This window comes from Peribacillus sp. NPDC058075 (assembly GCF_042885195.1).
Taxonomy (GTDB): Bacteria; Bacillota; Bacilli; order Bacillales; family DSM-1321; genus Peribacillus.
Genome location: NZ_JBHVSL010000001.1, coordinates 3,495,406 through 3,508,753, shown reverse-complemented (window position 1 = coordinate 3,508,753; position 13,348 = coordinate 3,495,406). Strand labels below are relative to the sequence as shown.

The 13,348-nt window shown below is 45.1% G+C and carries 12 protein-coding genes; 4 read left to right on the top strand and 8 right to left on the bottom strand.

The features are described from left to right. Window positions 1–250: 250 nt before the first annotated feature. The gene (locus ACFVS1_RS17370) at window positions 251–1,708 is read left to right on the top strand and encodes a protein adenylyltransferase SelO (RefSeq protein WP_387549049.1); all 1,458 of its coding nucleotides are present in this window, start codon (window positions 251–253) and stop codon (window positions 1,706–1,708) included. A gap of 82 nt (window positions 1,709–1,790) precedes the next feature. On the opposite strand, the gene ACFVS1_RS17365 is transcribed toward ACFVS1_RS17370, so the two are convergent. Then, on the bottom strand, window positions 1,791–2,219 hold the full coding sequence (locus tag ACFVS1_RS17365) for a MarR family winged helix-turn-helix transcriptional regulator (RefSeq protein ID WP_352927144.1): 429 nt from the start codon (window positions 2,217–2,219) through the stop codon (window positions 1,791–1,793). Between the two features lie 121 nt (window positions 2,220–2,340). Here ACFVS1_RS17365 and ACFVS1_RS17360 point away from each other — a divergent pair, with 121 nt between their 5' ends. Beyond that, entirely contained in the window at window positions 2,341–2,928 is a 588-nt protein-coding gene (locus tag ACFVS1_RS17360; RefSeq protein ID WP_387549047.1) for an NAD(P)H-dependent oxidoreductase, read from the top strand. Between the two features lie 338 nt (window positions 2,929–3,266). Here ACFVS1_RS17360 and ACFVS1_RS17355 read toward each other — a convergent pair whose 3' ends face one another. The 7 genes from ACFVS1_RS17355 to nikC all read right to left on the bottom strand — a co-directional run bounded on the left by ACFVS1_RS17355 (window position 3,267) and on the right by nikC (window position 10,009). Beyond that, on the bottom strand, window positions 3,267–4,595 hold the full coding sequence (locus ACFVS1_RS17355) for an SLC5/6 family protein (RefSeq protein WP_387549045.1): 1,329 nt from the start codon (window positions 4,593–4,595) through the stop codon (window positions 3,267–3,269). A gap of 3 nt (window positions 4,596–4,598) precedes the next feature. Continuing rightward, window positions 4,599–5,297, bottom strand: a complete 699-nt coding sequence (locus ACFVS1_RS17350; RefSeq protein WP_352927152.1) for a response regulator transcription factor — start codon at window positions 5,295–5,297, stop codon at window positions 4,599–4,601. Further along, complete coding sequence (locus tag ACFVS1_RS17345; RefSeq protein ID WP_387549043.1) at window positions 5,294–6,061, bottom strand: sensor histidine kinase; 768 nt, start codon at window positions 6,059–6,061, stop codon at window positions 5,294–5,296. Before ACFVS1_RS17345 ends, ACFVS1_RS17350 begins: the two co-directional genes overlap by 4 nt. 88 nt (window positions 6,062–6,149) lie before the next feature. Continuing rightward, window positions 6,150–7,139: an ABC transporter ATP-binding protein gene (locus ACFVS1_RS17340; RefSeq protein WP_387549041.1), complete on the bottom strand. Its 990-nt coding sequence runs from the start codon at window positions 7,137–7,139 to the stop codon at window positions 6,150–6,152. Further along, complete coding sequence (locus tag ACFVS1_RS17335) at window positions 7,139–8,161, bottom strand: ABC transporter ATP-binding protein (RefSeq protein ID WP_387549039.1); 1,023 nt, start codon at window positions 8,159–8,161, stop codon at window positions 7,139–7,141. The genes ACFVS1_RS17340 and ACFVS1_RS17335 overlap by 1 nt, the downstream gene beginning before the upstream one ends. A 12-nt stretch (window positions 8,162–8,173) precedes the next feature. Further along, window positions 8,174–9,094 carry a nickel ABC transporter permease gene (nikB, locus tag ACFVS1_RS17330; protein WP_387549037.1) on the bottom strand — a complete coding sequence of 307 codons (921 nt, stop codon included), beginning with the start codon at window positions 9,092–9,094 and terminating at the stop codon, window positions 8,174–8,176. A gap of 12 nt (window positions 9,095–9,106) precedes the next feature. Further along, window positions 9,107–10,009, bottom strand: coding sequence for a nickel transporter permease (gene nikC / locus ACFVS1_RS17325; protein ID WP_387549035.1), 903 nt, complete (start codon window positions 10,007–10,009; stop codon window positions 9,107–9,109). 210 nt (window positions 10,010–10,219) lie between these two features. Between nikC and ACFVS1_RS17320 the strand changes: the two genes are divergently transcribed. Beyond that, window positions 10,220–11,776, top strand: a complete 1,557-nt coding sequence (locus tag ACFVS1_RS17320) for a glutathione ABC transporter substrate-binding protein (RefSeq protein ID WP_387549033.1) — start codon at window positions 10,220–10,222, stop codon at window positions 11,774–11,776. A gap of 66 nt (window positions 11,777–11,842) precedes the next feature. Continuing rightward, window positions 11,843–13,348 (top strand): amidohydrolase family protein, encoded by a 1,506-nt coding sequence (locus tag ACFVS1_RS17315; RefSeq protein WP_387549031.1) that lies wholly within the window; start codon window positions 11,843–11,845, stop codon window positions 13,346–13,348.

The following is a 13,348-nucleotide window of genomic DNA, read 5'->3' as shown; positions in this document are numbered from 1 at the left end:
TAAGAAGCAGGAACCCATTAAGGGTACCTGCTTTCTTTGGTTCCAAGGAACCGCAATCGTTTTATGAAATCCCGGGGCGTCATGGATTTAACACGACTTTAAAAGAGCCATTTTTATGCAAAAAAGGTATAATTAATTGTTAGAAGCAGACATTAAAAAATGGACTGCAACTTAGTTTTATCGCGTGTTTTAACTGAATCTTGAGCGAAATATCTTTTATAAAAAAGTCAAAATAAGAAAAGGAGAAACCATGACTAATGAAACAGGATGGAATTTAGATAATGGCTATGCACGTCTTCCGGAAAAGTTTTTCACGAGTACGAACCCGACTCCTGTACGTTCACCGGAGTTGATCATTCTGAATGAACCTTTGGCGGATTCTCTTGGTTTGAACGTTCAAAAGCTGCAAAGCGAAGATGGCGTGGCGGTGTTTGCCGGAAATGAGATCCCCGAAGGTGCTTCGCCTCTTGCCCAAGCATATGCTGGGCATCAATTCGGTCATTTTAACATGTTAGGGGACGGCCGGGCGATATTGCTTGGCGAGCAGGTCTTGCCAGAAGGCGAGAGGGTTGATATCCAGCTGAAGGGTCCAGGAAGAACGCCATACTCCCGCGGGGGCGATGGCCGTGCTGCACTTGGACCGATGCTGCGCGAATACATCATCAGCGAGGCAATGCACGGGCTCGGCATTCCTACCACGCGAAGTCTGGCAGTTGTGACGACAGGTGAAACGGTAATCCGTGAAACCGGGCTGCCTGGTGCCATCATGACCCGTGTGGCTTCGAGTCATCTTCGTGTCGGAACCTTTCAATTCGCTGCAAAGTGGGGCACGCTCGAGGAGCTCCGGACACTTGCCGACTATGCCATTAAGCGTCATTTTCCAGACATCGAAGCCGATGAAAACCGTTATCTTTCGCTGCTGCAGGAAGTGGTCAAGCGTCAGGCTGAGCTCATTGCCCAATGGCAGCTAGTTGGCTTCATTCATGGCGTGATGAACACCGACAACATGACGATTAGCGGGGAAACCATCGATTATGGCCCTTGCGCCTTCATGGATGCCTATGACCCTGCAACGGTATTCAGTTCAATTGATACTCAAGGCCGCTATGCCTATGGCAACCAGCCGGTCATTGGGGGGTGGAATCTTGCGCGATTCGCTGAATCCATATTGCCGCTGTTGCATGATGACCAAGATCAGGCCGTTACACTGGCCCAGGATAAGATTTCCGTTTTTAATGATCTGTATCACGCTAATTGGTTAGCGGGAATGAGGGCGAAGCTGGGGATTTTCAACGAAGAGACTCAGGATGAAGCGCTTATTAATGGCATCCTCAGTATGATGAAGAAGCATGGTGCCGACTATACTAATACGTTCCGTGCTTTGACCTTTGATAAAATGGAGGATACGGTCCTTTTCGGGACACCGGAATTCGCTCAATGGCAAGAGCTTTGGCAGGCGAGACTGGGCAGGCAGAAGGAATCGAAAGAATCTTCAAATCAATTGATGCAAAACAGCAATCCTGCCGTGATCCCACGGAACCACCGGGTGGAAGAGGCGTTGGAAGCGGCAGTGGAACAAGGGGACTACAGCGTGATGGAACGGCTGTTGGATGTTCTTACAAATCCTTATGCACACTGCGAGGAACAAGCTGAATACGCCGCACTGCCTGAGTCAACAAGGCCATACCGGACCTTTTGCGGTACCTGATTATAATGGAGATTATGAAGGAGCTCCCGAGATTGAAGTTGATTCTTTGTCAACTTCAATCTCGGGAGCCATTTTTGTTTATTTAGTAAAAAAGTTTTGTTTGAAGAATGTCCAGGGCACGGTCAATATCCGCTAAATCTTCCTTTGATGCATGTTGCAGCCTGCTTTGGAAACGGGATTCCACGATTGCAAAAGTCTCGTTCATCATCATTTCCCCCTCTTTGGAGAGGCGGATGTATTGTTTGCGTCTATCTTCCGAATCACTTATTTTTTCAATTAAATTCTTTTCGCTTAATTTTTTCAGTTCACGGCTCGTGTTAGGCATGGAGATGTGCTGACAGTCACTGATTTCACTTGGTGTGACAGGCTGACTGACGGTAATATATTCAAGAATTTTATATTGTACCGGCGTGATGGAATCGGATTTGGCGTTTTGGGTCAATTCGTGTGTCACTTGATGTACGGAAGTCGTAAATGTGACCATTTTTTCAAAAAGAGCTTTATTGTCCATAACTTTCACCTCTCTTGTGAAGATATCAAAAGTGTTATCAAAATACAATTATCATTTGACAATAAAAATGGTGCTGTTATATGATTGTTATCAAATGATAAGTAAATAGGGGGGGTACGACATGAACATGCTGGTCATCTACACATATCCAAATCATGAAAGCTTAAGCCATGCTTTTTTAGAAAAAGTCATTCAAGGAAGTAAGGAGAACCCCAACATAAAGGGGCTGCAGGTTTTGGATTTATATGAAGAGGGCTTCAATCCGCTCTTGGAGTTCAATGAGCATAAACGAAGGCGTGATATGCATCGTGATCCTCAGCTTGAAAAATATAGAAATCAAATGACATGGGCCGACAAGATTGTCTTTGTCTATCCAATCTGGTGGGGGAGGCCTCCGGCAATGCTGATGGGATACATTGATCAATTGTTTTCCGCGAATTTTGCTTACAGGGATAAAAAGGGATTGCTCTCAGAGGGTCTCCTAAAGGGAAAGTCGGTCGTATGCGTGTCCACGATGAAGGGACCAGCAAATTATCCGCTTCTCTGGCTGAATGATGCGCATAAAATCTTGATGAAAAGAGCACTATTCAATTTTGTCGGAATCAAAAAAGTGAAGTTTTTCGAATTCGGTAATATGGAAAGTCCAAAGGGGAAACAGACCCAAAAGCTAGAAAAGGTTTATCGGTATTTCAGAAAGGTGGCAAGCTAAGTTATTACGAGATTAATAGAGGGGTTCCAGATGTAGATAATAATTGATTTTGCAAACTGATTGTTGATTGGAACGTAAGGCACTCGCTTTCCGCGTGCGGTCCGAGAGCCTCCTCGGCGCTCGCCTGCGGGGTCTCCCTTGGACGCGCTTTTCCCGCAGGAGTCTCGCACACCCGCTCCACTTTACTTTGCTTTTTTCTACAAACTGTCTTGATCTATAACGATTAGGCTATTTTAATTTGTTGTGTTATGGAATCCTCTCAAGATCTGCGGAGCCAAGTACAAGCAGAGGTGATTACATAGTTTGTTATGTAACCACTTTGCCATCCGCCTCCTTAATCAATCCCGTTTTGTTTTCATGAGCCTCCATTTGTTCTTGATGAGGGTAAGGATCATACAAATCACCATGATCGTCAATGAAGCCAATCCGCTGAACCATATGCTTTGGAATTCACTTACATAAGGCTGGATGATGTATGAAGCCAAAATGGCCAGGACCGCGCTTATCGGTATATAATCAGCGACTTTCCCTTTGCTGAATACGATGACCAGGATTGGGGCCAGCAATGCTGAATATATATTGCCTGAGTAAAATAAGAGCTCCAACAGGTTGGGTGAGTAGAAGAGTGTAGCGATGAAAACCAATCCTCCAATACAGATTGAAAGCAGGCAGGCCATCCTTATTTTTTGCTGGTCGCTTTTTTTTGGTTGTAAAGGTTCAAGAATATTGGCTACAATCAGGCTTACCAATGAATGCAGGCAGGCACCGAATGTGGAGGTGATTGCACTGAAAGCGCAGAGCACAAAAAGGATGAAAAAGAATGGTGTCGTGATTTTGTTTGCCAATCCAGCCAGGATCGAGTGTATATCAGTGAAGCCGCCCGTAAAGATAACCATGATGAACAGGGATGAAAAGGAAAGCGGGAATATGATCCAAATAAGGCCGGATAAAGAGAATGTTAAGGGAACCTTTTTCATTTCCATCATGAATAATCGCTGCCATGATGTCAGGTCAAAGAAAAACTGGCCGAACCCAACAAGAAGTCCTGCTAAAAGAAAACTCCATAGATCATACTTATTGATTACAAGCATGTATGGATGGTATAAACGAATCCCATCATAAACTGGCTGAATCCCTTCCTTGACGAAAAAGTATAAAGGAATTAAAATCACCGCGGCAAACATGAAGACGACCTGAAAAGCTGCGAATCCATGAATGAGCTTTAACCCGCCGAATCCAGCATAAAGGACACAAAAACCGAAAAAAAAGAATAGCCCGACATAGAGCGGTGTATCGAAAAGAAACTGACATAGGGTGGACGCGGCCATTCCCTGAATGAATAAAATATGTAAGCTGGTTATGACCAGAATCACGATCAATATCCAATATCCGAGGGGATTGAGCCGGGCTTTTAAATAGTCCCCGATGGTCAAACCCACTGGGAAATCCTGCCGAACCCTCTTCCCGATGAAGCTGAACATGGACAGGGCGATCGCTCCCATCAGGGCGTATCCAATCCCTCCGAAAACTCCATACTTCACCATCGATTCGGGGGAGGATAATATCGTGGTTCCTGTCACCCAGCGTGCCAGGAGGGAGATGATCCCTAAACCCATCCCGATTTGAATGGGGCCTTGTACGTATTCTTGAAATGTACGTGATCGCAATGTTCATTTTCCTTTCTCGCGGAACTCCTTGGGCGTGATTCCCTCTATCTTCCGGAATAAAGTGCTGAAATAATGCTGGCTATTGAAACCCGATTTTTCAGCGACGTCTGATATGCTCCAGCTGATGTTATTGGTTAAGGCCCTTTTAGCAGCCTTTATTCGATAGTGCATTAAATATTCCGAAAAGGAAGTGCCGACTTCTTCATGGAATTTCCTGCTTAAATAAGTCGGATTGGTATGCACTTCATGAGCGATGTCCGAAAGGGAGAGTTTTTCGGCATAATTTTCATGAATGAATGAAAGAGAATGGTGAATAAGGGTTGAATAGTTATGGGAAGATTCCCTTTTGTCATACTTGGCCAGGACTTTATGCAAATCACTTTCTATTACAGGTTTTGTTAAATAATCAACAACGCCTATCCTGATGGATTGCTGGGCATAATCGAAACTTTGATGTGCGGTCACCATGATGATTTCGACTTCTTCGTTCAGTGCCCTTAGGTCTTCACCAAATTCAAGACCCGATCGCCCCGGTAGATTAATATCCAGGAAAGCGAGGTTGATTTTATGATTTTGGTTGAGGGTCAGTGCCTGACAGGCATCAGCAGCTTTGTAAAACTTCCAAAAAGGGTATATGGACTGAATCATATATTCCATTTGTTCAAGGACCAATGGTTCGTCATCAACTAATAATACATTCATTCCGGCTCCGCCTCCTCCAATTTCTTATCAAAAACCAGTGGCCATGATACCTCTACCTTAGTTCCCGATTCAGTAGAGGCTATATTCAATTGTGCACGGTCATTGAAGTACAAATATAAACGCTTTTGGATATTATCCAGGCCATGGCCGCCTTCGTCCGTAACGAAAGTTTCCTTTCCCATTAACCCATTATCCGCCACTTCCAGATACACCATCTGCGATTCCAGATAAAACCGTATATGCAGCAGGGCTTCACCCACTTTTTTTTCCAAACCGTGTTTAAACGAATTCTCCACCAATGTCTGAAGAATGAAGGGGGGAACAAGTGCGATTGCTAATTGTTCCGGGCAATCCATATCAATCTTGAGCCGATCACCGAAGCGAAGGCTCTGGATGTCGAGATAATGCTGGGTATACTGAATTTCCTGGGAAAGGGGGATCAATGGTTCTGATGCTTTATATTTGAATTTCAGGAATTGCGAAAATGCCTCTAAGGCCCGTATCAATTCAGCCGTCCTGTTCAGGCGGGCCAAGCCCAATATGACATTTAGTGTATTAAACAAAAAGTGCGGCTGGATTTGTTGGTTCAATTTATTATATTGTGCTTCTTGCAGTGCTTGCTCCAGGCGGATCTCTTTGTTTTTATTTTCAAGAAGGTCGATCCTTTTCTCGAATATGAATAGAAATAAAAGAGCGATAGCTCCCATGATGGGAGCTAAAATGAAGAGCATGATAATTAAGGTGAATCCCTCGTAACTTAGCATGGAGAACCTCTGCTGGTTATATTTTTAAATAACTTGAATGATTCTGTTTATTAGTATCATACTAAAGACCCCTCCGGAAATCCACAGCTTATGACACAATGTGACAAGCCACTTGATGGTTTTGTGCCGATCGTTTCAGTTCGGGTAGCTGTGTTTTACAGATATCCTGTACAAAAGGGCACCGTGTATGGAAGCGGCAGCCGTTTGGAGGGTCGATGGGTGAGGGTACATCACCCGTCAATAGGATCCGTTCTCTTTCATGTACAGGATTCGGTACTGGGATGGCCGATAGCAATGCCCTTGTATATGGATGCTGGGGCTGCTCGAAAATGGACTTTTTATCGGCTATCTCGACTATCTTTCCGAGATACATGACCATCACCCGATCCGAGATATGTCTGACCACACCTAAGTCATGTGATATGAAAAGAAAGGTAAGGTCGAACTGGCGCTGTAAGGATTTTAATAAATTCAGCACTTGCGCTTGAATGGAGACATCCAGTGCAGAAACAGCTTCGTCACATATGATCAATTTTGGGTCCACTGCAAGAGCCCGCGCAATGCCGATCCGCTGTCTCTGGCCGCCGCTGAATTCATGCGGGTATCTTTCCATGGATTCAGGTCTCAGCCCGACATGTCCCAATAATTCTTCGATCCTGCTCTTTCGTTTTTCTTTAGGGACTACATTTTGTATCGCTAAAGCTTCTCCGAGAATTTGGCCGATCGTCTGTCTAGGGTTAAGGGAGGCAAATGGATCTTGGAAAATGACTTGAAGATCCTTCCTGGTACGCCTCATTTCTTTTTTACCTAAACTCAGTAAATCCTTATCCTGAAAGTGAATGCTCCCGCTTGTCGGTTCATCCAATCGAAGGATGGCCCTTCCGGTAGTCGATTTGCCGCAGCCGGATTCGCCGACTATGCTTAAGGTTTCACCCTGTTTGATATCGAAGGTAATGTCATCAACGGCTTTTACATGATTGATGGTTCTTCCGAAAAATCCACCCTTGATCGGAAAATATTGTTTCAATTGATCCACTTTAAGCAGAACTTTTTTCTCTGCAGCTTGTACACCCATCATTAAACCCCTACCTTCTCTTGAGCGTCATATTCCTTCTCCCATTGGGGGGTGAACATCCAGCAGCTGACCTCGGTGCTTGGGCCGATAGCTTGGAGATCCGGTACGGCTTGTTCACAAATGCTTTTCGCATGGGCACAACGGGGAGCGAAGCTGCATCCCTTGGGCATGTTGTAAGGGCTTGGAACGGTCCCGGGAATTGTAGTCAGTTCTTCCTGGTCCATGTCAAGACGCGGAAGGGAATTCAATAAGCCAATGGTGTAAGGATGCTTTGGGTTTGTGAATATTTCCTTGGCCAAAGTGTATTCAACGATTTTCCCTGCGTACATGACGGCAACCTGATCACAGGTTTCGTATACGACACCCAAATCATGAGTGATCAAAATGACAGCCGTCCCGAAATCCTTTTGCAGCTTCTTGATCAGTTCGAGGATTTGGGCTTGGATCGTCACATCCAGTGCTGTTGTCGGTTCATCCGCTATTAAAACCTCAGGGTGGCAGGCAAGTGCCATGGCAATCATGACCCTTTGCCTCATTCCTCCGCTTAGCTCATGCGGCTCCTGTTTTGCCCTCTTTTCAGGTGAAGGAATCCCGACGAGCCGAAGCATGTCGACCGCTTTATTCCATGCTTCCTTTTTTCCTAGCTTTTGATGGAGCCGAATCGCTTCCGCAATTTGCTCACCCGCTGGATATACGGGATTCAATGATGTCATCGGCTCCTGAAATATCATCGAAATTTCATTCCCGCGTATGGAACGCATCTGTTTTTCAGACTTCGTAAGCAAATCCTCCCCTTTAAAAAAGATGCTGCCACCGGCAATCTTACCGGGTGGCGATGGAATGAGCCTTAATAATGATAGTGATGTTATGCTTTTTCCGCTTCCCGACTCCCCGACGATTCCAAGCGTTTCCCCTTTATTGAGGGAGAAACTGATTCCATTGACTGCTTTACTCGTACCTTCATCAGTGAAAAAGTGGGTCTGCAGATTTTTTACCTCCAGTATTTTATCATCATCCTGTTTCATCATCATACCTCCTTAGTTCAAGTCTATTCTTTTGTTAAAGTATCGATAGAGGACATCCACTGCTAAATTCATGAATACGAAGATAACGGAAGCGATGAGGACCCCGCCTTGAACCATCGGCAAATCCCTCGTTCTGATTGCATCGACTATCAATCTCCCAAGTCCATTGATGGCAAAAACGGACTCTGTTAATACTGTGCCGCCAAGGAGTGCACCGAACTGGAGGCCAACGACTGTAATGACGGGGATAAGCGCATTTTTCAGGCCGTGTTTATAAATGATGATATATTCTTTTAATCCCTTGGCTCTTGCGGTCCGGATGTAGTCCTGGCGAACGACTTCAAGCATGCTCGACCTGGTCATCCTGGCTACAATGGCCGCTCCGCCAGCCCCAAGGGTTATGGCTGGGAGAACCATGTGGCTGAAAGTTCCCCAACCTGAAACCGGAAACAAATGAAGGTTCACGGAAAAGAAGTAGATAAGCATGAGGCCCAACCAAAAACTAGGTAACGAGATTCCTAATAAAGCAACGATCATGATGGAAATGTCAGCTGCCGAGTATTGCTTGGTAGCCGAGATAATTCCTGCAATCATTCCAAGCACAACGGTTATGAAAATGCTGGCAAGTGCCAATTCAAGGGTGATGGGCAAGCGGACCATGATTTCGTCCAAAACAGGGCGGCTGCTCCGGAGTGATTCTCCAAAGTCACCTTGAACAGCATGAAGGATATAGTCGACGTACTGATAGAGGATTGGACGATCCAAGCCAAGCTCATGCCGCAGCGATTCAATCGTTTCTTTAGTCGCTCCTTCACCTGCAAGCAGTGTTGCCGGGTCTCCTGGGACCATTTGCATGATGAGGAATACAACAAGACTTACTCCCAGTAAAACCGGGATGGTTTGAAGTACCCGTCGAATAATGAATACGAACATTTTCTCTCCTCCTTATTTTTTCATTCTTGGATCCAGGGCATCTCTAAGTCCATCCCCGAAGATGTTGAAACCAAGTACCAGTGTTGAAATCGCTATCCCCGGAAACAAAGCGATGTGCGGTGCACTGAACAAATAATCGCGGCCGCTGCTCAGCATCGCTCCCCATTCTGGTGAGGGCGGCTGGGCTCCCAGCCCCAGAAATGATAATCCGGCTGCCGACAGAATGGCCGTTGCCAGACGTAATGTGGCTTGAACGATGACAGGTGACAGAATATTCGGGAAAATATGCTTGCAGATAATCGTGAAGTCAGTTGCTCCCAACGCACGAATGGCATCGATATATTCCAGCTTCCTGACTGACAATGTGGAACCTCGTACAATCCGGGCAAACATCGGTATGGAAAAGACGCCGACCGCTACCATTACATTGATTAAACTTGGACCAAGGGCACTAATGATGGCAAGAGCAAGCAGTATTCCCGGGAAAGCAAGCAGAACATCGACAATCCTCATAATGACGGTATCGATCCATTTTCCGTAATAACCAGCTGTTAACCCGAGGAGTATGCCAATGAACGCCCCGAAGAATACAGAGACAAACCCGACCATTAATGAAAGCCTTGTCCCATATAATAATCTGCTTAAAATATCCCTTCCCTTATCATCTGTACCCATCCAATGTTCGGCTGACGGAGGCTGGAGTTTGTTGACTAAATCAATTTCATAGGGATCCTGCGGTGAGATCAAAGGTGCAAAGATAGCCATTAAAATATAAAAAAGTACGATGTACCCGCCTACCAATGCCAATTTATTTCGCTTGAATTTTTTATAAAAGGCTTTCCAGTGTCTTAGTTTCGGAGATTTTCTTTCTTTTACATTCAATTCGGTATTATTGATGACGATCTCTGGCTTCATTGGATTTCCTCCTTTTCTTTCATTCAATTTATTCAAAAAAGGTATTGAAGTAAATATGATGCGGAAAAGCAGTAAAGATAATTAAAAAATGAGTAAAGATTCTGAAAATATAAAATTCGGTTTTTTTTTATAATTTACAGTAAGCCCGATGTACTCATAGTTGAAAGTTGCTTGGAGAAACAAAGGCAGGTTGAAAAGGGAGGAAATAGAATGAGAAAAGGTATGATTGGGTTGCTTTTTGCTTCTTTATTAAGCATCTCATCCGTCTTATCAGGTTGTGCAACAGAAGAAACCGGCAGTAAGGAAACAGAGGAAAAGGCGAAAGAAGGAGGAACGCTGATCGTCGCGCGATTATCTGATGCGACCACCCTTGACCCTCATTTCATAACAGACATTCCATCAGCAAACGTCATTTATGAAAAGGTTTATCAGACATTGGCCGTTCCTGACAAAAACATGAATCCCAAACCGCTGCTCGCAAAAGAGTGGAAACAGCTGGATGATGTTACATGGGAGTTCAAATTGCAGGAGGGAGTCAAATTCCATGATGGGACCCCATTCAATGCCGAAGCGGTGAAAACCAATTTCGACAGGATACTGGACCCGGCAACAGCTTCGCCGCAGGCTGGTAAATTGGAAATGATCAAAGAAATTAAAGTCGTTGACGAAACGACCGTACAATTCAAGCTGAAATATCCTTATGCTCCGCTGTTATCGATTTTAGTGAGTAATGAAGGAAGCATCATCAGCCCTAAAGCGATTAAAGAAAATAGTGACAAATTGGCTCAGAACCCCGTTGGGACAGGGCCATTCGTTTTTAAATCGTGGAAGCCTGGTGAAGAAATCACACTTTCGAAAAACAACGATTACTGGGGGGATAAGCCTAAGATCGATGGGGTTGTATTCAAGGTTGTCCCTGAAGATGCCACGAGGATTGCAATGATTGAAACGGGTGAAGCACAGGTGACCGATCAAGTGCCAGTGACGGAGATTGATAGGATCGAAGCGTCAGGCACGATGGATTTATATCGTACGGAGGGACTTGCTGTTGAATACTTAAGTTTCAATGTTAAGAAAAAGCCCTTTGATGATGTACGGGTCCGTAAGGCGGTCGCTCATGCCATCGAGGTCGATTCCATCATTAAAGGCGTTTATAACGATGTCGGTACGAGGGCAAATTCAACAATGAGCCCAAAGGTGTTTGGTTATGATCCTGATATAAAAGGCTACGACTACGATATTAATGAATCGAAGAAGCTCTTGACTGAAGCGGGGGTCAAGGATGGTTTGGAGTTTACATTGACGACGAGTGATCGTAAGGAAAGGATCAATATGGCTGAGGTGATTCAATCCCAGTTAAAAGGAATCGGAATCAAGGTCAAGATTCAAGTCCTTGAGTATGGGGCTTACATTGACGCGACAGCCAAGGGCGAGCACCAGGTAGCGATAGGCGGCTGGGGCAATGCTACCGGGGATGGAGATTATAATCAATACAATCTTTTCAATAGCAAATCCCAAGGTGCTGCAGGAAATAGTTCATTCTACAGCAACCCGGAAGTGGATAAATTGATTGAAAATGCTCGTAAAGAATCGGATGGCGATAAACGTAAGGAACTATATTCGAAGGCACAAGCAATGGAAAGGGAAGAAGTTCCATATGTTCCTATCCGAAATTATGAACACTTGGCCGTATATGGCGGGACGGTTAAAGGACTTTGGCTGAATCCGGCAAATTATTTAATGCTTGATGACGTAACCGTGAAGTAGGAATTCATCACAAAAGGAAGGCAGCATAAGGATGTTATGCTGTCTTCTCAATTAGGAGGGGAAAATATGATAGATTTACTGCTAATCCATGGGACCGTGATAACCATGGATCAAAACAGGAGAATTCTGCCGGATGGCGCCGTCGCCATACATCAAGGAAGGATTTTAGCCGTAGATTCTTCCGATAAACTGAAATGGAAGTATGAGGCAGTAAAAGTCATAGATTGCAGCCATCAGTGCATATTGCCTGGATTGATAGATGTTCATGGGCATGGGGGACATTCCATGTTCAAAACGATCGCAATGGAGAATATTGATTTTTGGATGCCCATCATGACGAATACGTACAAGCATTTTGTTACGGATGACTTTTGGTATTACGAAGGAAAGCTATCCGCCCTTGAGAGATTAAAGGCTGGCGTGACGACTGGAGTGAGCGTGTTAGGATCCATGCCGCGGTCCGATGAACCGATTTTTGCCATCAATCATGCTAAAGCATACGCCGAAGTGGGAATTAGGGAAGTGGTATGCACGGGTCCTTGCAATCCTCCATGGCCCCATTCGTTCAGCCGGTGGATCGACGGAAAAAGAGTGGTAAAGGAAGTTTCCTATGAAGAAGTATTACAGGGGGCAGAAGCTGTAATCGAGGCGCTGAACCATGCAAATGATGACCGCACGAGAGCCTTCATTACGCCATTTGTCATCGTGACATCCGTGGATCCCTCCAATCCTACATCTCCTGACAGGCTTTATGGGCTGACTGATCATGACCTGTATCAAGCGAAGAAAATAAGGGAGATTGCCAGGAAATATAACACACGCATTCACTCTGATGCCTTTGGCGGGATGATTCATTTAGCGAAACAGGATAAGGAAAATGCCCTATTGGGTCCGGATGTCCATTTACAGCACTGTCGGGGCATTTCCTTCGATGAGGCAAGAATACTGGCGGAAACGGGTACCAACGTCAGTGCATCACCTGGATTTGGCCAGGTTCATGCCCGTACCCCGATAACTGAATTATTGGAGATGGGTGCAACTGTGGCAATCTCCACGGATGGGACTTCCCCTTCCACAAGTTTCGATATGTTTCAGGCGATGAGGAAAACACAGTTTGTTCACCAGGCCGCCCTTAGGGACTACTATTATTTACCGCCAGGCAAGCTGTTGGAAATGATCACGATAGATGCTGCGAAATGCATTGGCTGGGATGATGAAATAGGCTCCCTTGAGATCGGGAAAAAAGCGGATGTCATTACGGTCAATCTGCATCAGCCTCACCTTACCCCTGAATTCATGCATGTCCACCGGCTTGTATTTCAAGCAGTGGCGAATGATGTGGAGCATGTTATCGTGGATGGGAAATTGATCATGGAAGGGAGGAATGTACGGACGGTCCATGAAAGTACAGTGCTGGACGAAGCGAATGAGGAGGCCTTTTCAACGATAAAGCGTGCGGGGCTCGAAAAGTATATGCAACCGACGAAATATTTCTGGGGCCATGCCAGGGCCTATGTAGATGAAAAGCGATATGACGAACGAGAAGACGCTGCCGCAATGAAAGGGGAATAA

What these genes read in the sequence shown, in the direction of transcription:
- ACFVS1_RS17370 (WP_387549049.1), top strand. Translation starts at nt 251, where the DNA reads ATGACTAATGAAACAGGATGGAATTTAGATAATGGCTATGCACGTCTT.
- ACFVS1_RS17365 (WP_352927144.1), bottom strand. Translation starts at nt 2,219, where the DNA reads ATGGACAATAAAGCTCTTTTTGAAAAAATGGTCACATTTACGACTTCC.
- ACFVS1_RS17360 (WP_387549047.1), top strand. Translation starts at nt 2,341, where the DNA reads ATGAACATGCTGGTCATCTACACATATCCAAATCATGAAAGCTTAAGC.
- ACFVS1_RS17350 (WP_352927152.1), bottom strand. Translation starts at nt 5,297, where the DNA reads ATGAATGTATTATTAGTTGATGACGAACCATTGGTCCTTGAACAAATG.
- ACFVS1_RS17345 (WP_387549043.1), bottom strand. Translation starts at nt 6,061, where the DNA reads ATGCTAAGTTACGAGGGATTCACCTTAATTATCATGCTCTTCATTTTA.
- ACFVS1_RS17340 (WP_387549041.1), bottom strand. Translation starts at nt 7,139, where the DNA reads ATGATGGGTGTACAAGCTGCAGAGAAAAAAGTTCTGCTTAAAGTGGAT.
- ACFVS1_RS17335 (WP_387549039.1), bottom strand. Translation starts at nt 8,161, where the DNA reads ATGAAACAGGATGATGATAAAATACTGGAGGTAAAAAATCTGCAGACC.
- nikB (WP_387549037.1), bottom strand. Translation starts at nt 9,094, where the DNA reads ATGTTCGTATTCATTATTCGACGGGTACTTCAAACCATCCCGGTTTTA.
- nikC (WP_387549035.1), bottom strand. Translation starts at nt 10,009, where the DNA reads ATGAAGCCAGAGATCGTCATCAATAATACCGAATTGAATGTAAAAGAA.
- ACFVS1_RS17320 (WP_387549033.1), top strand. Translation starts at nt 10,220, where the DNA reads ATGAGAAAAGGTATGATTGGGTTGCTTTTTGCTTCTTTATTAAGCATC.
- ACFVS1_RS17315 (WP_387549031.1), top strand. Translation starts at nt 11,843, where the DNA reads ATGATAGATTTACTGCTAATCCATGGGACCGTGATAACCATGGATCAA.